Origin of the sequence: Leptolyngbya sp. 'hensonii' (assembly GCF_001939115.1) — a bacterium.
In the GTDB taxonomy this organism is placed as follows: Bacteria; Cyanobacteriota; Cyanobacteriia.
In genome coordinates, this window is the sequence record NZ_MQTZ01000055.1 from 18,574 (window position 1) to 43,824 (window position 25,251).

Annotated in this window: 19 protein-coding genes; 14 read left to right on the forward strand and 5 right to left on the reverse strand. The window is 47.4% G+C overall.

Features of this window, described 5'->3' with window-relative positions:
• Position 1: 1 nt before the first annotated feature.
• Together BST81_RS27755 and BST81_RS23605 are read right to left on the reverse strand one after the other, a co-directional pair.
• On the reverse strand, positions 2-1,165 hold the full coding sequence (locus BST81_RS27755; protein WP_143780469.1) for a hypothetical protein: 1,164 nt from the start codon (positions 1,163-1,165) through the stop codon (positions 2-4).
• Positions 1,162-2,412: a hypothetical protein gene (locus tag BST81_RS23605; RefSeq protein WP_075600982.1), complete on the reverse strand. Its 1,251-nt coding sequence runs from the start codon at positions 2,410-2,412 to the stop codon at positions 1,162-1,164. The genes BST81_RS27755 and BST81_RS23605 overlap by 4 nt, the downstream gene beginning before the upstream one ends.
• Positions 2,413-3,088: 676 nt before the next feature.
• Between BST81_RS23605 and BST81_RS23610 the strand changes: the two genes are divergently transcribed.
• The 14 genes from BST81_RS23610 to BST81_RS23685 all read left to right on the forward strand — a co-directional run bounded on the left by BST81_RS23610 (position 3,089) and on the right by BST81_RS23685 (position 21,690).
• Positions 3,089-3,760, forward strand: coding sequence for an NYN domain-containing protein (locus BST81_RS23610; RefSeq protein ID WP_075600983.1), 672 nt, complete (start codon positions 3,089-3,091; stop codon positions 3,758-3,760).
• A 59-nt stretch (positions 3,761-3,819) separates the two neighbouring features.
• Positions 3,820-4,176 (forward strand): excisionase family protein, encoded by a 357-nt coding sequence (xisR, locus tag BST81_RS23615; protein WP_143780470.1) that lies wholly within the window; start codon positions 3,820-3,822, stop codon positions 4,174-4,176.
• Positions 4,177-4,188: 12 nt separating this feature from the next.
• A complete protein-coding gene (locus tag BST81_RS23620; RefSeq protein ID WP_075600984.1) occupies positions 4,189-4,635 on the forward strand; it encodes a hypothetical protein in 447 nt (148 codons plus the stop codon).
• A 210-nt stretch (positions 4,636-4,845) separates the two neighbouring features.
• Positions 4,846-5,634 carry a hypothetical protein gene (locus tag BST81_RS23630; RefSeq protein ID WP_083637043.1) on the forward strand — a complete coding sequence of 263 codons (789 nt, stop codon included), beginning with the start codon at positions 4,846-4,848 and terminating at the stop codon, positions 5,632-5,634.
• The gene (locus tag BST81_RS23635; protein ID WP_075600986.1) at positions 5,621-6,112 is read left to right on the forward strand and encodes a DUF6753 family protein; all 492 of its coding nucleotides are present in this window, start codon (positions 5,621-5,623) and stop codon (positions 6,110-6,112) included. The genes BST81_RS23630 and BST81_RS23635 overlap by 14 nt, the downstream gene beginning before the upstream one ends.
• Before the next feature lie 612 nt (positions 6,113-6,724).
• Positions 6,725-8,686, forward strand: coding sequence for a type IV secretion system DNA-binding domain-containing protein (locus tag BST81_RS23645; protein ID WP_075600988.1), 1,962 nt, complete (start codon positions 6,725-6,727; stop codon positions 8,684-8,686).
• A 122-nt stretch (positions 8,687-8,808) separates the two neighbouring features.
• Entirely contained in the window at positions 8,809-10,062 is a 1,254-nt protein-coding gene (locus BST81_RS23650) for a hypothetical protein (protein ID WP_075600989.1), read from the forward strand.
• A gap of 78 nt (positions 10,063-10,140) precedes the next feature.
• Complete coding sequence (locus tag BST81_RS23655) at positions 10,141-10,695, forward strand: hypothetical protein (protein ID WP_075600990.1); 555 nt, start codon at positions 10,141-10,143, stop codon at positions 10,693-10,695.
• Positions 10,696-10,725: 30 nt separating this feature from the next.
• Positions 10,726-11,538, forward strand: coding sequence for a pentapeptide repeat-containing protein (locus tag BST81_RS23660; RefSeq protein WP_083637044.1), 813 nt, complete (start codon positions 10,726-10,728; stop codon positions 11,536-11,538).
• 232 nt (positions 11,539-11,770) lie between these two features.
• On the forward strand, positions 11,771-12,124 hold the full coding sequence (locus BST81_RS23665) for a hypothetical protein (protein ID WP_143780473.1): 354 nt from the start codon (positions 11,771-11,773) through the stop codon (positions 12,122-12,124).
• Positions 12,125-12,680: 556 nt separating this feature from the next.
• A complete protein-coding gene (radC, locus tag BST81_RS23670) occupies positions 12,681-13,397 on the forward strand; it encodes a DNA repair protein RadC (protein WP_075600993.1) in 717 nt (238 codons plus the stop codon).
• Positions 13,398-13,533: 136 nt separating this feature from the next.
• Positions 13,534-16,755 (forward strand): DISARM system SNF2-like helicase DrmD, encoded by a 3,222-nt coding sequence (gene drmD, locus BST81_RS23675; protein ID WP_075600994.1) that lies wholly within the window; start codon positions 13,534-13,536, stop codon positions 16,753-16,755.
• Positions 16,756-16,910: 155 nt separating this feature from the next.
• Positions 16,911-20,912 (forward strand): DNA methyltransferase, encoded by a 4,002-nt coding sequence (locus tag BST81_RS23680; RefSeq protein ID WP_253188461.1) that lies wholly within the window; start codon positions 16,911-16,913, stop codon positions 20,910-20,912.
• A 94-nt stretch (positions 20,913-21,006) separates the two neighbouring features.
• A complete protein-coding gene (locus tag BST81_RS23685; protein ID WP_075600996.1) occupies positions 21,007-21,690 on the forward strand; it encodes a hypothetical protein in 684 nt (227 codons plus the stop codon).
• Between the two features lie 5 nt (positions 21,691-21,695).
• Here BST81_RS23685 and BST81_RS23690 read toward each other — a convergent pair whose 3' ends face one another.
• The 3 genes from BST81_RS23690 to BST81_RS23700 all read right to left on the reverse strand — a co-directional run bounded on the left by BST81_RS23690 (position 21,696) and on the right by BST81_RS23700 (position 25,216).
• Positions 21,696-22,178, reverse strand: coding sequence for a hypothetical protein (locus tag BST81_RS23690; RefSeq protein WP_075600997.1), 483 nt, complete (start codon positions 22,176-22,178; stop codon positions 21,696-21,698).
• 368 nt (positions 22,179-22,546) lie between these two features.
• On the reverse strand, positions 22,547-23,989 hold the full coding sequence (locus BST81_RS23695) for a hypothetical protein (protein WP_075600998.1): 1,443 nt from the start codon (positions 23,987-23,989) through the stop codon (positions 22,547-22,549).
• Entirely contained in the window at positions 23,990-25,216 is a 1,227-nt protein-coding gene (locus tag BST81_RS23700; protein WP_075600999.1) for an HNH endonuclease signature motif containing protein, read from the reverse strand.
• Between the last annotated feature and the right edge of the window lie 35 nt (positions 25,217-25,251).

The window sequence follows — 25,251 nt, forward strand, 5'->3', positions numbered from 1 at the left end:
GTTATTGGAGATACTTGTCTGATGCTTTTTCATGAGGGGGCAACCATTTGAAGCGATCGCCACATTCGCTGTGATAGGGGCGGCGATCAAGACCACTAATATGGAAATTCACTGGAGAGTTTAGCCTTCCGGTTCTTGCATTACTCTCGCCCTCTCGATAGGCAAAAGGCTTTCCTTTTGGACAGTTTAGACAATTTCGTTGATTTGGGGGGGGTGAGGGGGTTTGTCCACCTTTGGCTGAGGATACAATGTGCCGAGCTTCCTTTAAACCTTTGTGAAATGCAGCACGCGATCCTGATCCTTCACGATTGGAGACAGTAATTCCTTCATACACTTCTCGCCCAAGCAGAATAATACCGTAGGGGCTACGTCCACCTTCGACCTTTTCAAGGAGATGGCAGTATGCAGCCATACGAGCATAGTGCTGTCCTTTCAGCTTCCGCGTTGACGCATTCTCATCTCTCCGTCTCCATACAGGTATACGTAAAGACCCTTTCTTAAGGACACGCCACGGTCGTCCTGCTACTCGATATTTGCGGTCTCGGAGCGGCTCTTGATAAGAAACTGATTCAAACCCAGCAGCGAGTAGATCCCACCAATTTACAGATTCATTATCAGTTAACTCATTAGGTTCTTTTGGCCTTGCCCTCAACGCGGCAGCTCGTCTTGCTTGTAGAATTTTTATATCTGATTCTAAAGAAGATATATTTGAATCCGAATAATATACTTTAGGGATACGAGAAAGAGCAAAAAGATAGGCGATACCAGCAATTAGAAGGTGTAACCATGAATTGAAGCCTAAGAAGTAGAGAACAACTGTTGCGACAAAAGCTATGACTGAAGTTACAATTAATCTTGTCTTTCGTAGTTGCTGTTGCTGAAGTAGTGATTCGTCTCTCTTTGCTACGCGAATTCGCAGTTCATTTATAGACCAGTTTAGTCTTGTTGCTATTTCACTGGAGTTGTAACAGGGTAAGTACTGGAGGTTCGTTCGCTGCTCTTCGTAATACTCGTCATCGTCCTCCTGTCCTAACTCATACGCGATGAGACCAGCTCGTGGGCAGAACATAAATTCAGTCATGGCGTGAACCCCGATCCAAGGGGTATGCTCACGAGCTATCAACCCTTCACCTGGACTACTCTTGCCGCTAGATGAATACGTCATGTCCTACCCCTGGTTCCTCCTAAACGCCAAAAAGATAGAGCTTTTGATATTTCCTCCGCTGAGTGAGGTCTTTCGTCAGGATAAATACTGAGACAAGCCTCTACTTGTTGGTAGAGTTTCTTAGGAAGCACATTGATGCAGTCAGGAAGATCGGCTCTTTGGGGTTGTAGGTTTCCGGTGGCGATCGCGACGAGGATCATTGCCCAACTGTAGAGATCAGATTCCACAGTTGAATCTGCCGCTCCTGGCTCAAGTCGTGGATCTCTAAAAGGATTGGGTAGAAGCTCTTGATCGCACACTGTTGATGATCCTGTAAGAACTTTTGCTAACTCGAAGTCGAGTACAAATGGCTGCTTATCAAATGGAATTACTATCGACTGTGGATGGAGGTCTCGCAGAATAATGCCTTCGGTATGAAGCTCATACAGTGTAGTTAAAAGGCAACGAGCAAAGGGAAGGATATCTGTGCGAGAGAATTGCTTGTTCTTCACCAGTGCCTCTACGGTGTCTCCTTCAATCCATTGATCAATAACCCACCATTCATTAGGTTCATCTGGATTATCGGGGAGGGCAGTGCGGTTTACAGGGATGCCTTTGGTGCGCCGTTCAGTGAGATGATCAACCACCTTCTTATGCCGGAAAAGCTTTGATTGAAGTGCCTTCTGCTCATCAGTGCTGAGATATCTGATGTCATAACATTTCCCCCTATCAATACGGTTGAGGTACTTTTCACGGAGACGAAAGACACGATATTGAATACCATTTGAAGCGGTTATCCACGGAGTAATGCGGTCTTCAATAAGCCAATTATTGAAGCTTTTTTGTTTTGTGGTGGCAGATGGTTTTGCGGAAACTAAAGTGCCCAGTGGAGATTCTTGACTGGAATATGCGTCGATGTCATGAGGTTTCTCTCTAACAGACAAGCCAGTTTCAGGGCTTGAATCGGAGTATCTCTGTGGAGGAGTTTTAGTAAGGTATTCTTCTTTGAGTTCTAGCTTTAGTGCAGAGAAAAGTAGTTGAATTGAATCCTTGTCAGCACGTTTCTTTTGTCCAAATATATTTGAGATAACTGTCCTATCTCTATCTACGCCTCCATTACTTTCTGCAATCAAGTTTTGGAGGTATTCAAAGGACACACGATTTTTTCCCTCCTGTGAAGCTAACTTCTCTCTCTGCTCTTCAAGGAGTTTTCTCGCCTCGTTAGTTATGAAGAAGCCGCGGTTACGTATTTGCTCCTCAAGGTTCATGAATCATTATGTAGGGGATGCATATTTCTTCTACCTACAGGGAATTGATTTGATAATCCGGATAGTTGCATAAAAAAGTTTTGGTTATAGACATCTCACCACATTCGCTAGGGAGCATGTCACCTTTGCAAGGAGTATTTATACTCATAAGCTGTAATGCTCTATTTACGGGCTTTTAGCTATCCGGTTGCGCTACCACTCAAGTTCTGCATCTGCAAAAGTGACATACACCCCATTCGCTACGCTTAAAGTCCCTGTGACTTTAGCGAGGAGCATGAATCTAAATTTATGTGCTATTTCAATCAAGGGATAAGGCTGATCGATCGCCACAAAGCTTTTCTGGAGAGGATCTTAGCGAGTTTAGGGTGTAACGCTTAAAGTCCCATCCTTAGAGGATGTCTGAAAAGTCAGCTAAAACTTTTGTCGGGAGTAACTTCTGGCCTTTCGAGGTATTTCCCTTGAGATCCTTACAAGGCAAGCCTTCCAGGAAACTTTTCAGACATCCTCTTAAAGCCCCTATTCTCCCAGACAAACCATTGTGGATGTGCAATTCTGAATTATCGAGCAAATCAAAAAGTGATTGCTGAAAGAGGCAGAAAGAACTGCTGAATTCATAGTCATGAGATTCACATAGCCGCAACAAAACCAGTAACCTTCGCTGAGGAGAAACACAAACTTGTTTACTAGCCATGCCCAGATCGGGCAGATTGCTTTGAATTTATCAATTTTGGGATTTGATGCATCTCTGAAATGTGAACTGAAGCTGGAAAGGAGTCCAGAGATAGCTCTTCCTTCTACTCATTCACTAGATGTACAACCCAGAAGTGCTCAACCTAGATACCACGATCGCGCCGTACTCGTTGATTTAACGCACATCTATACAAGGGCACAACATGAAGGACTATGGATTGACGATGTGCAACTTTACCACCAACTTACTAAAGATGAAGATGAACTATTGGGAGTCTTTGCCTACCTAGTGATTCGTCAAGATCAACAGGAGAAGGTGGAGAGTTTGCGACGAATTGGCTATCAGGTTAGCCCACGAGTTGTTCAGCCTCGATCCGATAATTCCGGAACCAGGAAGGATATCGATACGTGGCTGATCTCAGATGCAAGTCTCTATGCACCTTTCGTCAAGACACTTGTGGTTGTAAGCAGTGACTCGGACTACGCCTATCCGCTTAGGAAGCTTAAACAAGAGCTAAATAAGCGCATTGAGGTGATTTACTTCTCAGAGCAAAGCCTGAGTAGTGAGCTGAGATTTGTTGCAGATAAGTGTACACCCATAACCGCCCTTCCTGGTGTTTGTAAACCACGTCTGCCTAGCAGGAAGCCTGAGAAATAAGTGTCCATAAGCTATGTAGGGTGCAGATGCCATATCCATCTACTAGCGTTTGAACCATTATGCAAGCTAGAACAGCACAAACTGAAAATGAATCAATTGATCGCTCCCATGTTGCCGCTCTTGTTCAATCAATCGATGCTGCAAACCTACCTGCAACGCTTGTTGCGAAGCAAGGCATTATAGCAGCCATCTCAGTGAGTAATTCGACACTAAAGAATTACCGTAAACAGTTCTGGATCGAAGGCATTCACTATTTCTATCTTGGCCCAAAGTTGGTGCGCTACAACTTAGAACTGATTGTTGACTGGGCTATTCATCGAGGAGATCCACAAGCACATCAGCGTGCTATTGAGGCTTTTCTCTTCAAATTGGAGAGCAATCAATCCACTAAGAAACGGCAACGACAATCTAAATAGAGAGGCTCAACTATGTCAATTCGTCCCAACGCTGGGACTGGTGACGATGCAGAGCGAGAAGCTGCTTTTCTAAAGCGACTTGAATCTTTGGAGGCTAAACCTCGGCGGCGACAACAGAAAGCAACGCTGCGAGACCTTGTGGTCAAATATTACCCCATTCTCAAACCTGCTCAGGAACGTGGTCAAACCTATGATGAACTCGCTTTGATCTTTGAGGAAGAGCTGGGGGTGAATATCTCGCCAGGAACCTTACGGAAATACATGGCTTACGCCAAGAACCATTCAGGAGACAACGCTGCTCTTCCAAAGTTATCTGTTGCTAAGCCTACAAACACTCGCTCCCCTCAAGTATCGCTCCAAGTCCAACCAAAATCTACAAGTATGCCGTCAGAACGGCGTGAGATGTTGTTACGCAACTCTCAATATGACGATATCGAGTCCGAATTTGAAAATCTTTGAATCATTGGAGGTAGTTTCAATGTATAAGCTACACAGACAAATACTTCCTCGTTCTCATCCAAGCATTGTCGTTGTTGGAGGGAAAAAGGGTGGAATTGATAAGCAGACATGGATTCGTATTCTGGCAGAGTTCCTGTTAGAGATGGAATTACAATCCAATTCTGCTGAGTGCGATCGTATCAACCTAAATGAAAACTGGAGGTAGCTTCAGTGGATAAACTACTAGCGCGTACAGTTTCCATAAACCCTCAACGGAAAATTCGGAAGATTGTCTTTTTTGGAGGAGAAAAAGGTGGGGTTGGTAAGAGCATGTCTACTAGTACCGCCGTAGAGTTCTGTTTAGAGAAGGAGCTAAAATTTATTCTTGCGGAATGTGATCGTGTTAATCCAGATACGGCAAGAATCTATCGCCCCAATGCTGATGTCTTGTTCGCTTACTTCAGTGAAGATCCAAACAAACGCGCAAAAGCCGATCCTGTGGTTAAAGCAGCCGTTGATTCCTCCTTAGTGCTTTGCAATCTCCCTGCTCAGTCTTATCAAGCTATGAAGGATTGGTTCATTGAAGATGGTCTTTACGAATTGGGACAGGAGTACAATATCGCCTTCTATCATTGGTATGTTTCCAATGGAGGATATGACTCCGTTCAGATCTTCATCAAATCACTCAAAGAACTGGGTTCCTATATGCAGCATATTTTTGTAAGGAACTGGGGGCTTTGTGATGATTGGACTCATGTAGAGGATCATAGAGATATGAAAGCTGCAAGAGCAGAGTATAACTTTCCTATCATTGATTTGCCCAAGCTTCCTTATGCAGAAAGGAACTTTATCGAGGACTACAACTTTTCCAGGAAAAAAGATGAGGATAAACTCACTTTTACCTCTGCTGTGACTCATCCTGAATTAAGTTTGGTTTCAAGGAAACGGATCAAGAATTTCCTACGCGATAGCTTTGCCCAAATCGAAAGTACAGGAATACTGAGCGATGAAAAGCCCTAAACGACCTGGGGCTGGCGATCATGACTTGTTCAACGATGTGCTTGCAGGGGCTAGTCCAGAAGCAAGAGAGAAAATTCTCCGAATTCTTCACCATCATGGCATTGATAAGAGTGATCCGATGTTTTTGGCACTCGCGGCTCTCACCAATTGCCAGATGTCAGTTGAGCCAATTCCAGAAGAATTGGCTGGTTTGAGGGAAGGTATTAAAGCCGTCTTACTAGCCCTTCATGAAGAGGTCGAAATGAGTCTCCATCGACACGAGGAGTTGAATCACAGCTTCTATGTCACTGCTGAACGGCTAAGCACTATTTTGAATCAGAAATTATCTGAAATCGAGCGGCATCAGAACCGCCATAAGAGTGCAATCTCTCTTTCTCTCAAAACAGCTTTGCTCTGGTGCCTTGTCACTTCTGCGATCGGTGGTATTGCTGGAGCACTCTTGATAGCAACCATCATGATCGTTGCTGCCGCCCATTAACAAGAGGAAGTAACTCGTTGGTTCAATAAATTCCTGACACAACGAGTTCTTCCTATCCCGTGATTCTGAATTCCATCCCTTCATTCGCTCATAAGCCTATGATTACATTTCTTCGGCGATTAGCCTCAACTGTAGGGCTAATCGTACTCTGGGCACGCTTATATCCATTTATTCTCGCAATAATCAGCGTTCTGCCCTACAGAGATAACCTCGCATTCGGTTGGATTAGTCCTGAGTTGGTGCAAAGCATTTTCTTCAAGGTGATAACGCTTCTCTACCTCACATTTTGGTTTGGGATGTATCTCGATGGCTTCTTCAATGAGTGGTCTTTGTTGAGATTTCAGTCTCTCCAAATCATGGCTTGTGGGTGTCGTTGGCTGATTCAGTCGATTATCAGGCTGTTATTACCTTTCCTGGTCAGCATTGGTGAATATTGGGGGCTAGTTCACTTTACGACGACACCTCCGTTACTTCAGCGAACAACAGCCATTGTCTTTTTCATTATTTTGGCTCTTCTGGGTTGGTTCTATCCAAACACAAAAGTAGCTCAGATCCATTATTGGAAACAGTTTCAGTGACACATTCCTCTTCATCTGAAAAAGGACAGCGAATATGCGTAACAAACAAACCGTAGATCTTCGTACAAGGATGCTTCAGTCTGTACAAAAATTTCCTGCATGGGGTAGGGGGGTAGTAGCCAGCCTCTTTATCATCATCACCGCTCCATGCATTTATGCACTCGGTGCAGGAGTGACTGACCTCTTTCTGAATCTGTTTCAACTCTCATTCTTTAATCCTGGCAATGTTGTTGGTCATTTCGTTGGTTTATTGTGTTCAGCAGGGAGTTCCTACGTCATCTTCAAGGCCATTTCTGTATTGGTTACTCTCAAGAATTGGCAAGAAGGGCTAATCCCGTTGAATTTCTGGGGACTGTCAGTCTTTGCGGTGATTGGTGCTGGGTTTGGGACTCTAAGCCTTAGTCTTATTCTCCTTCCCAGTATCAATCTTAAACTCGCTTTGGTGTTTGCTGTCTTTATAGCAGGATTAGTAACAGCGGCATTGGTGGAATCGCAATGGGTTCTTTGGGATCGAGTGATACGAGGGAAAAAGCTTCGATACTCTGGCGATATCAGCAACCGTTTAACTGAAGTAGCAAATCATCCTCTGCCGTGGGGAAAACTGTGGGTCAAAAAGATTCAGGAATCCTTAGGCTACTTCGTTTTAGGCGCACCTGGAATGGGGAAGAGTACTTGGCTAGAGGTGCTGATGACGATTGCCTTGTCAGGTATTGGCATTATCCCAAATCATCGTGGGTTGCTTTACGATGCAAAGCCCGATCAGACAGCAGGTTTGGTTCCGTTTCTAGAAGCACTAGGTATTCCCTATAAAATCCTTAACCCGCTCGATCGTCGTTGCACCGGATGGGCAATTGGTAAGGATATTCGAGGTGAAGCAAGTGCAGCGGAGTTTGCGGCGGTGCTGATTCCAGAGACTGAGAGCAACAATGACAATCAGTATTTTATTGATGCTCCTCGATTGCTGATCACAGCAGTAATTGTTGTTCTCATCAAAATATTTGGAGCGAACTGGACGTTGCGTCATCTGATTCTATTTTGTAGTGACAAAGTGCTCATGCAGAAATTGTTGGAGAAGCATCACCCACGCCATCAGGCATACATGGAGTTTTTTAAGGAGAAGAAGGGACAGAAAAACGAGGTGATCACAACAATTCAGTCAAATCTACTGCCCCTCGCTATTGTTGCTGCTCGTTGGGAACATGCTCAAGACATGATTTCAATTCGTGACTGGCTTAAGGGGGAATATGTCCTCATCATGGGCAGTGACTTTGAATTTCCAGAGACCCTCAAGCGGATTAACCAGCTCATGTTCCGCTTCGTAACAAGTGGTCTTAAGGGGCTACCTGATGACTCGGATCGTCGTGTCTGGATGTTTATTGATGAATTAGCAGCAATGGGTGAATTGCCTCAACTGGAAGACATTTTGGCGTTAGGTCGTTCCAAATCAATCTGTACGTTCTTGTCTACTCAGAATGTCCCTGCATTACTAAGGATTTTAGGTCGAGAGAAGACATGCGAAATCCTCGGTCTTTGCCGATGGAAAGCAATTATGGGAGTCGATTCTGAATCCGCTAAGTTCTTAAGCGAGTACTTCTCTGACTACGAATATGTCGATACCAGCTACAGCGCTTCAGTCTCATCCGGGCCTCAAGGCAGCACCTTCACTTCAGGAACACAAGAGCGGATAGGCAATCGACGCACTGTTATAGCTCAACAATTTATGGATATGAACATTTCATCTCCTGGCCCAGAGAATGGATTGCATGGTTACTTTGTTGGCCCTGGGGAAGGAATTCACTTTCACACATATGGGTGGGATGAAATCGAAGAGATGCGAGTCAAACGGGTTGACTATGTGACTGCCTACGATCGCATCAGTGACGATGACCCTACAACCTCACTGAATCCCTGGACGGATGAAGAGCGTGAAGCCTTAGGAATCTACAGCGATAGCGATTTTCAGGTCAGTAAGCCACGGAGAAACACTAAACAGTAGCTTCTCAATCTGCCAAACCGTGTGACTTATCCAATCGGTAACCGCTGTAAGAAATCTCACCGCTTTTTTCAGATTTAACTTCGCCTCATTTGTCATCTTCACATCTCAAGGAATAGAGAATTATGCCGTTATCTTCAAACGACTCAAAGCACAGCATCCTCGAAAACCAGGAGCAGCACCCTGAGCAGATCATTGACTATTTGAAGGGAGAACCAGCTTTAGCTCCCTTATGGGAAATTGCTGTTTCTGAAGGAGAACTGAAACTCCCGCAACCACCACTCTGGAAGAAACTGCTCAAACCTCTGACAGATGTTGCGTGGGCAGATGCAGAAACACTCTATGGTCGCAGTTACGTCACCCCTGAGCTAGTTACTGAGGCGAAAACAACAGCAACGATCCTCAGTACTGCTAATCTCATCAACATTTTGACGACCTATCCCTATCTTTACTATGCTTTCGCAGGAATGGGCGGTAGCGGTACAGTCCTCGCAGTTGTGCTGGGAATCTTGCTCAACAAAACGGGAAATGCCCTCGGAGAAGCTGCTTGTCGTAACCGCCATCCAAAAGGCGCGATCGCTGCCTTAGCGGGAACTATTCTTCTAAACGTTGTGCTCACGCTGACTGCGGGGCCAGGGACAGAACTTTTGCTCAACTCATCAGGGCTGGCTGAGCAACGTGGGCGGGAACTGATTCAGGAGAAGGTTCTCGACACTACTCTCCAAGAGCAAAATCTTGCTCAACGCCAGGAGTGGCTTAAAGCTGCTCAGGCAGACTGCCAAGGAGTGCTTGATGAGCTTCACGCTTTAGCACCGGATCACCCCAATCGAGACCTGTTGTATCAGCGAGCCTATGGAACCTGGAGTGAACGCGATCGCGACTGGAACCAGGTGCCCACGACGAATCTTCCCCTTTGCCGGAAAGCAGCTCAGTTAGAACAGGAGGTTCAGGTATATGCCACCAAACTCCAAACGGAGCAGGAAGCAAAACAGGCTGAGATTCATCGGCATGGAACTGCTTTGCTCTATTTGAAAGCAGTTCACCCAGACATTTACCACACTTATTTTGATGAGTATGGTCAGATTCGTTCTGGACTTGAGGCCAGCCGATTGTCACTTCAGGGTTTTACTCAAAAGTTTAGTACCGGAGACCTCGCTGATTTGGGCTTTCCCCTGTTCTATTTCGTGATCAGTCTCGTAACCAGTGGTGTGGCGATCGCCAAGGTTGCTACGTTCGCTAGACGGAAGGATGTGTTGCGGAGTTGGGATCCGGCAATTTACCAATTGCGGGAAGAGCTTTTTTATCGAGCAGGGAAGGGGCTTCAGCAGCGGGAATACCAAGATGTTGCGGCATTGCCCAATGGCAAAGTTCCTCATTGAAACCCTCGGTACTCAGGGTGCGATCGCACACGAAATTCTCCCAAGTATTTTGATGTCTCCTTCCCCCTATTCACCACAATGAACAGCAATCATTTCATCACTTCAGCACAAGAACGCACGTCTCAACAACGGTTTTTGGCTCTCTGCCTCGAAGCAATTCGCCAAACGGGGCAATGCTCCTATCCACCTCTGCTACGGCTGATTGAGCTGTCTGAGAAGAATGTATCAATGGAATCGGTTCCTCTTAAGCAGAGCCATCCTGAGGGACTTAAGCAACAGGTAATAGCAAGTCACCAAACCATCGTCACTGCGGTTCAAACACTGCAAGCCCAACCAACCTGGAACTCCTCATCAGAAATTGAACAAGCTGTCCAGGTAATCGCTCAAGAAACTACAGCCCTGGAGATGCTTCTCCAACCGATTTATCCAGCAGGCTCTCAAGGAGCATCAATTCTCAGCAGACTGAATTACCTGCGGGAGTATCTCTTCAAGAAATTGACCGATACCCACTTCCTTTCTCCTCAGGGCTTACGGGCTGAACAACCGATGGTGTTTCTCCAGCAGCATCAACGAGTCTACCGCTACCTCAGCCAACTTCAATCTGTAACGCAAGAACTAATCGAGATGCTTTGAAATTCCAGTCTCAATGAATAGGTAATTGGTATGAAGAACGTAACCGAGATGAATCCGTTCCATAAACGCGCCCTTACTCACCAGGAATTTGAACAGGACTATTACCGAGACCAGCGGGATTTTAGGCGTACCCGTCTGATTGGCGTTGACCTACAAGGGATTGAGCTGGCTTCGCTGAACCTTCAAGGTGCTGATCTGAGGCTTGCGATCAACCTGCATCGTGCAGTTTGGCAGGGTGCGAATCTGAGTCAGATAGACTTACGTGGCGTTGATCTAACAGAGCTAAATCTGAGTCAGGTGGTGTTCTGGAAAGCCAAACTTCAGGCAACCAACCTCACCCATGCACTGTTGACGGGAAGCAACTTAACTCGTGCGAACCTAAACGGTGCCAACCTGAGTGGAGCGTTGATTGATCATGCCAACCTCGCTTATGTCAGATTTCAGGGTGCCAATCTCAGCAAGGCTGTTCTCATAGGCAGCAACTTAAGCTTTGCCCGGATGGAGCAGGCAAATTGTGCCCAAGCCTGTTTTACGGATACCAACCTGGAGCAGACAAAGCTCATTGGGGTCAATTTCAGTGATGCGCTCCTCGATCGCAGTAATCTGAATCGTGCTGATCTAGCCTGGGCAAATCTAACCAGAGCTGACCTATCAGGAGCTTCGTTAGCCCAAGCAAAGCTCTGGCAGAACAATCTCTACGATACTGACTTCCAGAATGCCAACCTCTCTCAAGCAGATAGACATGGGGCGAGTGAACGAGGGGTGAGTGCGAACCTGAGTCTGAAAGAGATATTTATGGGCAACTATTCTAGCCAGAATGCCCAGCAACAAACACAGGGATAGATAACGGAATTCTCTGGAATTAGCCAGGGAAACGAATTTTCAGAAGGGGGGAATAAATGGTGGAATGTCCTAACGGACGGTTCGGACACCTGAAATACCCCCGTCGTGTGTCAGCAGACGGAAGCCTTGGTGTGCCTGGGTTTGGGGCTGCATACAGATTGTCAGCGATTGCACTTTGAGAGTGCGTACACTTCTTGCTGTGAATGGGGTCAGCAGTGCTGGCTTAGGTTTCATGAAAAAGCAGCTTTCTACAAAAACGGTTAGTTTTCGGATCGATGGTCAGTTAGCGGCAAAACTCAATCGACAAGCCTTAGATCAACGATTGAGTCTCCATGAGTATATCCGTGAACTTTTCCTGGATGCTCTCAGCCAACAGCCATTACGGGATGAGGTGATTGAGTTGCACAGTGAGTTGAGAAACATCAGTGCAGAAATTGATGACCTGCGGCATGACTTGTCTGTCATCTTGCAAAAGTTCCTGATGGAGCTAGCGGATATGGACGAGGATGAGGCACGAAGCTGGATGATCAGCAGATTGTCTTCTCAGGGGTTTCAGGTGGCAGATGAGGATAACGCTCTGGATTAGGGCATGAGCGGATAGCGGTAGCTACCGCGTCAGTTGGAATAAAGTTACCCACGCTTGAGCTGGGGTGAAGGGCAAAAGGACGACCCGGAACCACAGCGAAGGGGTGGATAACTTGCGAAGTTGGTCATGGGTTTTGCATAGGGGCTGAATGCCACCTGTGTAAAACCTGTGAGCAAATGAGCGCGATTTCCCTAGCAGTTCTGAAAGCACCAGGGAGTTATGCCGCTCGGAACAATTCCATGCCGGGTGCCTTGTTACGGGTGAATGTTAAGAATTTTCATAATGTACCTGTCATTCCCCTATCCCTGCTTCGCAGGCTACGAGGAATGACAGGTTCGATATCGAGAAGCCAGAAAAATATTGACAGAAGAAAATCCTTATCCAAACTCCTAAACAAATAACGTGACTCAGGAGGAGGATGTCGTCACTGAACAGCCATAGAGAAGAGGACGAGTTTGAGCAGCTCTCCTTGGACATACAGCTAGAGGTTTCGCCCTCTGAGCAAAATTGGTCAGGTCATTGCTATGAATCCCCTCTTGCCCAACATTCATTTGGGGTGTCACTGAATGATCTACCGCCAGGGGAACGACCTCGCGATCGCCTCGTCGATGCTGGCCCCTCGGCATTATCTACGGCTGAATTACTCTCGATTGTGGTTGGCACAGGACAACGGATTGGAAAATTTTCGGCGTTAGCTCTGGGACAACACCTTCTCCAAATTCTAGGAGCTGGCGGCATTGATCCTTTGAGACGGTTGCGAGGGATGACCGTAGAGGAACTCACCACGGTGCTGGGGATTGGGCCAGCGAAGGCAGCAACCCTGGTGGCAGCGATCGAGCTGGGGAAGCGAGTATTTTTACCTAAACCAGAGAAACGGGCGGTGATCGATGATCCAGGGGTGGCTGTCGAGGCACTGTCACAAGACCTGATGTGGCAAAGCCAGGAATGCTTTGCGCTTGTTCTGCTAGACGTTAAGCACCGACTGCTGGGTACCCAAGTGGTGACAATTGGTACTGCAACAGAGACACTTGCCCATCCAAGGGAGGTGTTTCGAGCGGCAATTCATCGTGGAGCAACCCGAATCATTGTGGCTCACAACCATCCGAGTGGTGCGGTTGAGCCTAGCCCCGAAGATATAGCCTTGACGAAGCAATTGCTTCAGGCAGGATTAGTAGTGGGGATCCCAGTGCTGGATCATTTGATCTTGGGGGGTGGGCAGTATTGCAGTTTGCGGCAGACGACGAATTTGTGGCAGGAGAACCCCCAGGAGTAATTTTTAACTACTTCATGTCAGGGATTCCCAGCGAGATAGGAGACAATACTTTTCCTCTCTGGGTTGCCAGCCCTCCTGACGAGATGGGAAACCTAGAGTTAAGTTGATAGGATTATAAAATTTGTGAGTTGCTGCTATGAGCCTCCAAGCAGGCCAGATTGTTCAAGTACGATCGCGCCAATACCTCGTTGAAGAAGTTATCAGTCCATTCCGTGAGGAAGGGGACACACAGGTTCGGCTTGCTTGCTTGGAAGATGATGCTCAGGGACAGCAGCTTGAGGTTTTTTGGGAGCGCGAGGTTGATGCCCGAATTCTAGGCGCATCCTCCTGGGAGTCAGTGACCCAGAAGGGGTTCGATAACCCTCGCTACTTTTCAGCCTATTTTCATGCCTTGCGGTGGAATTGTGTGACCTCCACTGAACCAAAGCTTTTTCAGGCACCCTATCGGGCTGGGATCGAGGTTAAAGCGTATCAATTAGAACCCTTAAGAAAGGCACTACTGATGCCAAGGGTGTCGCTTTTTATCGCTGACGATGTGGGGCTGGGAAAAACGATTGAAGCAGGTCTCATCCTCCGAGAAATGCTGATGCGTCAAAAAATTAAGCGCGTTGTCATTTCATGCCCTCCCTCAGTTGTGCGGCAATGGCAGGAGGAGATGGAAAGTCGCTTCGGCTTGCTGTTTCAGATTTTCGATCGCGAGTTTGTGGCGGCGAAGCGTCGAGAACGGGGGTATGGGGTTAATCCGTGGAAGACCCATACTCGCTTTATCATTTCCCATGCGCTGCTGAGAGACGAAACCTATGCAGCTCCCTTGCGAGACTGGCTAGAAGAGTTTAACGCTGGGTCAATCTTAATCCTGGATGAAGCTCATAATGCTGCACCTGCCAGTGGGTCTCGGTATGCGATCGACTCTCAATTGACCAAAACTGTGCGAGAACTGGCTCCTCGCTTTGAGCACAAGCTCTTTTTATCAGCGACTCCTCACAACGGTCATTCCAACAGCTTTGCGGCACTGCTCGAAATCCTGGATCCTCAACGCTTTTGTCGAGGGGTTAAGGTTCATCCAAAGCTTTTGGATGCTGTAATGGTGCGTCGGCTGAAGCAGGACTTGCGAGAAATTGGCGATCGCGATTTCCCTGAACGCCACATTATCCCAATGGTGATTGATGGGTTACCTGACGATGCCCCAGAGCTAGAACTGGCACGGTTGCTTCAGGAGTACCGATCCTGCCGGGAAGAGCGGCTGAAAGATGCGGCAAAATCAACCCAGGTAACCGCGATGTTGGTGATGACATCGCTTCAGAAGCGTCTGCTCTCGTCGATCGAAGCGTTTGCCCGAACGTTGCGCGTTCATCGGGCGGCGATCGCCCGTCAAGCTGAGAAACAGCGAATCGCCACTACTCACAACTTTTCTTTGTTGAAGGAATCGCCAGGTTCTGATGATGAACGAGCGGACTTGTCCGAGGATGAGATCCAGGCGGAAGAGGATGCTCAGATGGCTGCGGCTACTCAATCAGCAGCAGAGGCAGTCTCAGCCAGGGAGTTGGAACTTTTGGAGAAGATGACGCAGATTGCAGAGTCAACGCGGTATCAACCCGATGGACGGGTGAAAAAACTCATTGAGTGGGTTCAGCAAAACCAGTGTCCCGATTTAGGGCAGTCAGGAGCTAGGTGGAACAATCGCCGTGTGCTGATTTTCACGGAGTACACAGATACTAAGCGTTATCTTGAGCATCAACTGCAACAGGCGATCGCCCTTTCTGACCGAGAACGTGAGCGGATTGATGCTTTTACAGGCGGTATGGGCGATGAGCAGCGGGAGCGCGTTAAGTCTGCTTTCAATGCTGACCCACAGCATCATCCGCTGAGAATTTTGATTGCCACGGATGCGGCACGGGAGGGGGTGAATCTCCAGAACCACTGTGCTGACCTCTTTCATTTTGATGTGCCCTGGAATCCGAGCCGGATGGAACAGCGGAATGGTCGGATTGACCGCAAGCTCCAGCGGGAATCTGAGGTTCGGTGTCATTATTTTTATTTGGCGCAACGTCCTGAGGATCGGGTCATCGATGTGCTGGTGAAGAAGACTGTTACGATTCAGCAGGAGTTGGGTAGTCTCTCTCCAGTCATTGAGCGGAACATCTCAAAGATTCTTGATACGGGCATTCGAGCCAAGGATGAGGTAAGCCTGACTGCTGCGATCGCCGTTGCCGACCACGCTGATGAGGACTCGAAGGTTAAAGGGCAGGTCATAGAAGAAGAACTTGAGGCAGTTCGGATTCGGAAGCAAAAGCTATTCGAGCAGCAAGCCTTGCTTGAAGATATGCTTCAGGATTCTCAAAAGTGGTTAGGGCTAGACGATCGCCACTTTAGAGATGCCCTATCCGCCTCACTCGAAATCCTTGGTGCTCAATCATTGGAGCCAATGGATGCAAAGGAGGCAATCAAAGATGCCGATCGTGCTAGATGGATCATTCCGGCTTTACATGAACGAGCAGGAGCGGATCCTACCTGGGCAACGACCTTGGATACTCTGAGGGCACCTCGCAAGAAGGGACAGAAGCTTTGGGAATGGCGTAACGAAACAGCGATTCGTCCGGTCGTATTCCGTGACCCAGGCACATTGGATGGAGAGGTGGTGCATCTTCACCTAGAGCACCGACTGGTGCAGCGTCTACTAGGACGCTTCCTGTCTCAGGGCTTTCTCTACCATGAGCTGACTCGCTCCTGTGTGTGTTTAACGGATGATCCGGTGCCGAAGGTTGTGATCTTGGGTAGGCTGTCCCTCTATGGCGATCGCGCCTCCAGGCTTCATGACGAAATTGTCGCGGTGGCAGCGGAATGGCTGGATCCAGAAGCGCGGGGACGGGGAAAGCTAAGACCGCTAACGGAAACGGAAAAGGCGGATGTGCTGAAAGAGCTGGAAACTTCACTGGTCACACCTCGATTGCGGGAGGTTTCTCCCTCGCTGTTAGAACGGTGCAAAACCTATGCATCTAGGGATGTGGAGGATTTGCTCTCTCATTTAGAGCGCCGCGCTGAAACACTGACAGAGCGAGCGGAACGCAAATTGCGGCAGCGTGGGGAGAAAGAAGCCGATGAAATGAAGCGTCTGTTGGAAGACCAGCGCGATCGCATCCTGAAGCAGGAGCAGAAGTATGGACAGTATCAGCTTGAGCTTTTTAACAGTGAGGAAATGCGGCAAATTGAAGCCGACCGTCGCCATTGGCGAATCCGGGTACAGCAATTAGAGGAGGAGATTCAAACTGAACCAGAGCGGATCAAGCAGGTGTATCAGGTGAAAGCAAGCCGAGTTGAACCCCTGGGCTTGGTTTACCTGTGGCCCGTGTCGAGTTGAGGGAGAGCAAGAAAATGGCTGTCGATCCAGAAATTTTTCTTCATAAAGAATGGCTAGGACTCCTGCAACCCGTGGGATTAGTCGTTTCTCCCTTAGCACTAAGTAAGCATCAAGCCGTGGTGAATCGAGGTCGGGCGGTTGAGCTTCAGGCTCGGTTGCAAGCTGTCACCTCTACAGAAGCTATTCCCGGACGCATTGAGGCAGGAACCGCTTGGATTGAGAACTTTCCAGCCTTTGCCGAACAAGTACTGGAGTGGCTGCCAGAAGATTTGGTGGGAGCGCCTGAGCAGAATCTAATACCGACAGCGCTCGAAGTAGTGCTGCCAGATTATAACGAGACCCTTCGCCCCACCTATGCCGTGCCGGAACCCGATAGCGGTCAGTGGTTGATGCTGGTTCAGACGGTGAAGCCAGGACTGCCCCTAGATGAGGTGGATCCAGAGGTTGAGAAAGGGCACGGTTGGAAAGCGACACTCCAGGCTAAGTTTGAGCGGCTTTTACGGGAAACGCAGATTCCCATCGGTTTGCTGTGTAACGGGATGGAGATCCGTCTTGTGTATGCGCCGCGTGGAGAGTCATCTGGGCATCTCACGTTCCCTGTTCAGGCAATGATGGAGGTAGCAGGGCGGCTGATCTTGGGTGCTCTGGAGATGTTGATTGGGGGCGATCGCCTGTTTAACGTGCCGAGCGATCGCCGTTTACCGAAGATTCTCAGTGACAGCCGTGACTACCAGGCAGAGGTCTCAACCAAACTCGCCGATCAGGTGTTGGATGCCTTGTGGGAACTGCTCCGAGGTTTTCAAGCCGCAGATGCAGCCGTGGGTGGGGCATTACTTCAGGAATTAGCTAAGACAGACCCACAACATATCTATGGAGGATTGCTCACAACCCTGATGCGGCTGGTGTTTCTCCTGTATGCCGAAGATGAAGGATTGATGCCAGATGATTCGGTGTATCAACAGAATTACTCGGTTTCGGGACTGTATGAGCGGTTGCGGGAAGATGCCGGAAACTACCCAGATACGATGGATCTGCGATATGGAGCCTGGACGTGGCTGTTGAGTCTGTTTCGTCTGGTTTATGACGGGGGAGGTTATACACCGGAATATCTACCCGCACGGCATGGGCAACTTTTTGAACCGGATGAGTACCCGTTTCTGGAAGGACGCGATCGCACCAGCCATTTTCGGAAGGGTGAACCCCTTGAAGTACCCCGTATACCAGATGGGGTGATTTATCGAGTGCTAGAAAATCTGTTGATGTTGGATGGCGAGCGGCTGTCTTACCGATCTCTGGATGTGGAGCAGATTGGCTCGGTGTATGAGGCGATCATGGGCTTTGAGGTACAGGTAACTCAAGGGCTATCGATTGCTGTGCGACCGAAGGATGTGGTGGTGAATGTAGAGGCTCTGCTAGCAACCAAGCCGAAGGATCGAGCGAAGGTACTGAAGGATGAAGCGGAGTGTAAGCTGACGGGCAAGGCACTGACTGCCTTAAGTGAGGCGAAGACACCGGAGGAGTTGCTAGCCGCCCTCGATCGCAAGGTATCGGCATCTCGAACACCGAATCTATTGCCTGTGGGTTCACTGTTCTTGCAGCCCGGTGAAGAGCGACGACGATCGGGTTCTCATTACACCCCTCGGAAATTGACGCAACCAATTGTCGAAACCACACTTCGACCTGTGCTGGAGGGGCTGGGAGAGCGACCGACAGCGGAGCAAATTTTAGAGTTAAAAGTGTGTGACTTGGCGATGGGGTCAGGCGCATTTCTGGTGGAAGCCTGTCGGCAACTGGCAGAGAAGGTTCTGGAGGCTTGGACGCGGGATGATCAGCTTCAGGATTTGCCAGATGATGTGGAACCGCTATTGGCTGCACGACGATTGGTCGCCCAGCGGTGTCTGTATGGGGTAGATAAGAATCCGTTTGCGGTGAATTTGGCGAAACTGTCTTTGTGGTTGGTGACGTTAGCCAAGGATCGTCCCTTTACGTTTGTGGATCATGCCTTAAAGTGTGGGGACTCACTGGTAGGGGTTAGCAAGCCACAGGTCAGCCGCTTTATGGCTGCAAGTGACTTGAGCGAATCAGCTTTAATCAACATGCTGGAAGATAATGCTCAGAAGTCAAAGTTTTATCGTGATTTGATCGCGTTTGCTGATGAAAGGGCAGATGAAGATGACGAGCAAAAGCGCGGATATTTGAAGCAAGCAGACTCAGAATCCTACAATAGCCGTATTTTGAGTGATGTCGTGGTTGCATCCTTCTTTGCATCAAACCGAAGCCATACTGACGACTTAAATGATGAAAAATTGATGAGCGATGTTGCACTCGCTGCATTTTTTTCAACACTCTCAAAATCAAAAAGGGATGCTAAGAAAATCGCTAAAGATTTGTCTACCAAGGTTAATCTATGGCGATTGGGCACCATTGATCGTTCGGAAGTGGAATTGATTGCCAGTATTCCGAGGCAGTTTAAGAGACCCGTTTCCTCCTTCCATTGGGAATCTGAATTTCCAGAAGTGTTTAAGCGGAAAAACCCTGGATTTGACGTAATTGCCGGAAACCCACCCTTCGCCGGAAAAAATACGCTGATTAACGCTCATCCAGAAGGCTACTTAGCTTGGCTGCAAGATACTCATCCAGAATCTCATGGCAACGCAGATCTAGTAGCTCATTTTTTCCGTCGAGCCTTTGATCTACTACGGCAAGGTGGCAGTTTAGGGTTGATTGCAACGAATACCATTGCTCAAGGAGATACCCGCACTACTGGACTTCGATTTATTTGTAACAACGGCGGCACAATTTACAACGCTCAGAAGCGTGTGAAGTGGCCGGGACTTGCCGCAGTAGTAATTAGTGTGGTGAATATCTTCAAAGGAGCTTACACCGGAGTTAAGAAGATTGACGAGCGAGAAACAGATTTAATTTCTGCATTTCTATTTCATTCTGGTGGAAACAGTGATCCACAAGTATTACTTGCAAACCAGAATAAGAGTTTTCAGGGCAGTATTTTACTAGGGATGGGCTTCACATTTGATGACTCCAACTTAGATGCCACCTCTATTTCAGAAATGCATCGCTTAATTGAAAAAGATCCTCGTAACCAGGAACGGATCTTTCCTTATATCGGTGGGGAGGAGGTGAATAGCAGCCCTACCCATGCCCATCATCGTTATGTGATTGACTTCTTCGACAGAAGTGAGGAAGAAGCATGGAAATGGCCAGATTTAATGCAGATTGTCAAAGATAAGGTCAAGCCAATTCGAGATGTCCAAAAGCGGGATGCTTTAAGAGAGCGTTGGTGGCAATATGCAGAAAAACGTCCTGGATTAGTTAGAGCGATCGACCAGTGTGATCGAGTGTTAGTTTGTTTATTTTGTACACCACATCTTTCGTTTGCTTTTCTTCCCAACAGATGCGTATTTGCAAATACCTTAAATGTATTTGCTTTAGATAGCAATCTGAGTTTTTCTATTTTACAGTCTAATATTCATAGTGTCTGGGCTTGGTTCTTTGGTTCATCAATGAAAGATGATCTTCGCTACACGCCAACTGATTGTTTCCAAACATTCCCTTTTCCAGAAAAATGGGAAGACGACCCTACCCTCGAAGAAATCGGTAAAACTTACTATGAATACCGTGCCGATCTTATGGTGCGAAATAATCAGGGTTTAACTGATACCTATAACCGCTTCCACGACCCTGATGAACGTGAGGCCGATATCCTTAAGCTACGGGAACTTCATGAGCAGATGGATCGTGCCGTTCTTGATGCCTATGGCTGGTCAGATATTGATACCACCTGCGGCTTTGTCCTCGACTACCTGGACATCGACACTGACGAGCTTCCCACCGAAGTCCAGGATCGGATTGCTTCTGGTGATCTCTTCTTTCCAACCGTAGAAGAAGCCTCTACCTTCGATAGCCTGGTTCGTACTGGCAAACGTAAACTTCCCTGGCGCTACCGCTGGCCCGAAGCCACCCATGATGAGGTCTTGGCTCGACTCCTTGACCTCAACCAGAAACGTCATGAAGAAGAAGTGTTACAGGGTAAACAATCTCAGGAGGGAGATAAATCTCAAGGACAGAAGAACAAACGAAAGCCGCGAAAATCGCCGGCTAGTGACTCACTAACTCTTGACATCCCTGGGCTTGGCTAAATCAACCTATCGTGGTCCATATCCATTAGAAGTAAAAATTGCCAGAAATCTGGGCTATATTGAGTCCAAGCATAATAGCTTGCGAGGATAGCACATGCCAGACAATCCAGAGAAAAGCATAAGCGAAGCTAATATAAGCGGTGTCGATCCTTTCAGTAACGTGATCAAGCAGAGTGGGGAGTTCGTAAAATATATTTATGTTGAGCAAAGGCTTCCAGCCCTGATCTTGATACTAACAATAGTTTCACTAGTTACTGTTATTGTTTCTAGTCCCTCAGAAAAGACTAGGCTCTTCTTATGGTTTACGACTATTCCACTGCTTTTAATCCTTACGTTCTTTGTGTTGCCAAAGCAAGGAAAAGAAGTCCAAGAAATCAAGAGAGTAAATAAGTCTCTTACACAAGAGAATGGACAATTGCAATCTGAGCGTGCTACTTGGAACGACAAGCTTCGAGAGGTAAGAGAACAGATTACTGATTTAACGAATGGCTCTATAAGTCACCTTGAAAGTATTGAAAGAAAGTTGAATGACATAAGAGGTCAGGTTAATGAATTCCTGATTACAGGGGAATTCAAGAAACCAGATGAGTACTTAAAGGAGCTAGATCAAGAGCTTTCTCGTTTACTTGAGTATATCAAGCTTAGAAGACAAGAGATTGATGGTTTACAAGCTCGTATACCCGGAGCAGAGCAAGTACTGGAGACATCGGCTGAAGCAGCAAAGCTATTTGCAGCACTTCAAATTGACCTAGAGAATAAGGAAAATACAAAAAATTAGTTGAGCTACTTGGAGTTGTTTATCACAAGGTTCCAGTGTTTAACCAAATATTCGCAGTACACTCTTGCCTGTGATGGCCATTTGAGTTGTTGAGATATCTGCTCCCAATGAGTCGTTGTTACAGAGTTAAATGTATTAACGTACTTAGGAAGCGGTTGAGCTAAGCAGGTGGGATTTTCAATTGGATACCGAATAGCCCACTTTTCGAGTAGAAAGTAGTTGCCAACTACAATAGAATGTCCAACAAGCTCTATGAAATCTTGATAGTCACTTTCAAACTTGCCACTGCCAAACGGGTGGCATTGCGAGTAATAGCTGTCAACAAGATCTGTATAACGACGTAGTCCCTCTGATACATCAAGAACTTCCTGATTGAGTTCTTCTCGAATTCTCTTCAGCTCTGTCTTAATGTCATTACAAGGTTTATTTGACGAAGAGTTAGATAGGGCTTTCATGGCATCCAAAATAGCAGAGCGAAATGGCAGCATACGAAGACCTTTAAACTCGTTTGATCTTCAATACGCTTAGGACACAGAAAGATCCGGATAATTTGGCTATCCAGAGAATTTGACAAGGTAGTTAAACAACGGCTGTAGTTCAAATGAACTATAACCAGGATAGTCTAATTAGTTTGTTTCGTCTAGTGTGTTGATAGATTGAGACAGTCGCCTCTTCCGTCCCAATAATCCGTTGGCGACGAATGGCTCCAGTAGACATCCAATTTGGAATGGATTATTCTATTGCTCCGGCGCTCTTGCTGAAGTTTTAGTAACCTAACAGCATTCCTCCTCAGTAGCTTTATAGGTGTATTATCTGGATTCGTTATTCTCTAAAGTTTGGCTTAGCGATGAAATGCCTACATGTAATATTTATATTTGGGCTGCGGCGATTGCTCTGCTGGGATTTCGCGCAAAATATTACCGACGAGTCGAGAGAAACGCAGGTCGATCGGCATAGAACCCGCAAAATCAGCAGAGTTGAAATTCATCTTAGTCAGCAGCAAAATTTCCTGCTTGATTTGAGCATCGGAGGCATCCCCAATATGATCCGCAACCTGAAGCGGCGAGGGGACATGACCATGTGGATAGCCTCCTATTTCTGGGATGTAGCCAGTTGTGTAGAGGTAGGAAATATCCCCCACATTGAAGCTGGCACCTCGTAAAGGCGGGTACTGCCCTGCTCGGATCAGGCGAACATCATTCGAGATGCGAAGCGAAACCAAGTCATACTGCTCAACGCCAGAGGCGCATAAGGCTTTCTCAAACCCCGATCGCTCTTCCGGCTCAAACCGCGAGCTTTTATGAATAACAACACGACGGGGCAGTTGCCGCCGTTCACTGCGATAGCGATCGAGCACCATTTGCAGCAGCTCGTGAGCCATTTCTTCGGAGAGGTGGGGCGATCGCTCTTCTTGGTAACTATTCCAGTGAAAGGTAGGGCCACGAAGAACAAGTCCTTCACCATTTTCATCAAACGCTTGCACTACGCTGCTTCGTAGGGTGCTTGCACTACCGAGTGGTCGAAAGAAGCTAATTCCGATGAAGCAAGTGCCGGGAGTTAAACCAACTGGAGACCAGGGCAGACCTTCAACCTTGAAGTAGAGTCCGGTAAAGAGGTTCCAGGCAATACGAGATAGGTGATCCAATTGCCGCCGAGAATCAACTAAGCCGATCGTGGTTTCCTGAAGAATTTGCGTCGGCTTATGAAACTTCATCGCCAGTGCTTTGAATGCACGCCGAAGATCCCGATGGATAGGAATTTTCTGAACTCGGTAATCTGCAACCCGACATTTTTTGAAGAGGTCGTTGGGCGGAACAAAAACGATGTAATCGAGAGGATAGTCCCGCTGTGTCAGCAGCTCTAGTTTAGTTTGTAGAACCCCTAGAAACCGCTCAAAACGCTCCTTTTGATTAGTGATACCCAGGATTTCAATTGTCTCTTTTCTGGTAATTGCTTCAAAAAGATTGTCATCCATGCGAAGCTCACAGCGAAAGCCTCGGTCAGCCTTGCAACCGGGGAATGAGATTTGTCCCGTGTCTCCAGCAACACCATCGGTTAGGTCGCTATAGAACTTCCTGGCAGCAGTCATCCCCTCACCAGTTCCAATGAACCCGATATGAACTTCCTGTTTGTGGCGACTGGTTCCGAGCGACCGGGGGCCATAGAGGGCAATGCCAATTTTAGGATCGCTATGCTCTCTATTGTCGGCAAAAAGCAGCTTCGGCTCATCAAAATACTGAGCGGAAAGTTTCGGACGATTCAATTCGAGCGGTTTAATTTTGTTCACTACCGTGTTCATTTACTCCTCATCATCCAGCTCGTCGTCCTCATCCTCATCGATCTCCTCATAGTCGCTGTCTTCCCCTTCAAGTGCCTGGAGGTACTCGCTGAGGCTAAACAGGTCATGCGCGTAAACCTGGTTTTTGAATGGCTTCGTGTCTTCAGCAATTCCGGGCCACTCAATGTCAAAGGTAAGGAGCTGCGATGTATCGATGATGGCTGATTGATTCCCAAAGTTAAGAACAATCTGAGGCTTTCCTTGACTGAGGTAGTCTCGCCAGAAGTGAACTTCACTCAGATAGAGGTCGTTATACATTCGGGCTTTGAGCCGTGTCGCACGACGACCAATCTGTTTGGAAGGCAGAGGAGTAGAGCCATCTGATGTGAAATGACGTTCAGGTCGAATGCTCAAACCCCATTGCAAAGGGGCTACTTCATGAAACTTGAGTGAGCTTGCAAGATGGATCCAAAAGTTTTTGGTCTCGCCAGTTGCTTTACGTTTTTGCGGCCATGCAACATTCCGCTTAGATTGACTTTGATTCAGGGGTCGATAAATGACGGCACGCTCTTTCTTGTCTTCAGTGGCAGGAAAAAAATAACGCCAATGGTCAGGATCGTACCGAATGTTCAATCGGGCTGTGAATTTATAGAGCGAACGATTCAGTAAAGTTTGATACCGACGCTTTCCTTCCGCAGAATCCCAAAGCGTTTGAGCGGAAATCTGCTGAATATCTCGGTTAGAGGTGACTGTATGAAATGGATTGCCAACTTCTCGCAGGTCATGGAAGGCGTACAGTCGTCCTTCTTTTAACAGAAAGGGAGCCAGTTCCCATTGGTCAGATGGATACTGCATCTGCTCCTTAACCTGATGCTCCTGGCGATCGTTGTAGTCGGTGGGTGCTGAAAATACGACAGCCGGGAGATGGGAAACCGCAAGCAGGCTACTGTGTAAACTATCCTTAACAAAAGACTCCAAGATTTCGGGTTTGTCTGGTTGATTCAAGCCACGACTTCTAGCCTCGTGTGCTCGCTTCATTTCCCGCAGGACGGGAATACTGTACGTATTTAACTGAGAATCGATCAGCTTGTGATGATCGCCACAGAGCAAAATCAGATTCGTATGTTTGTTCAGATCCTCTTCAGGAAAGGAGCTATCTCCTCGTGGGCCTCCGGGTTCATAGGCGACAATGTGGGCAATCTCTCCCGTTACAACGGGGTCATCTAAATTGCTTCCTTCCTGAATCAAGGACTTTCCACAATTCGGAAACGCGCATACTCCTC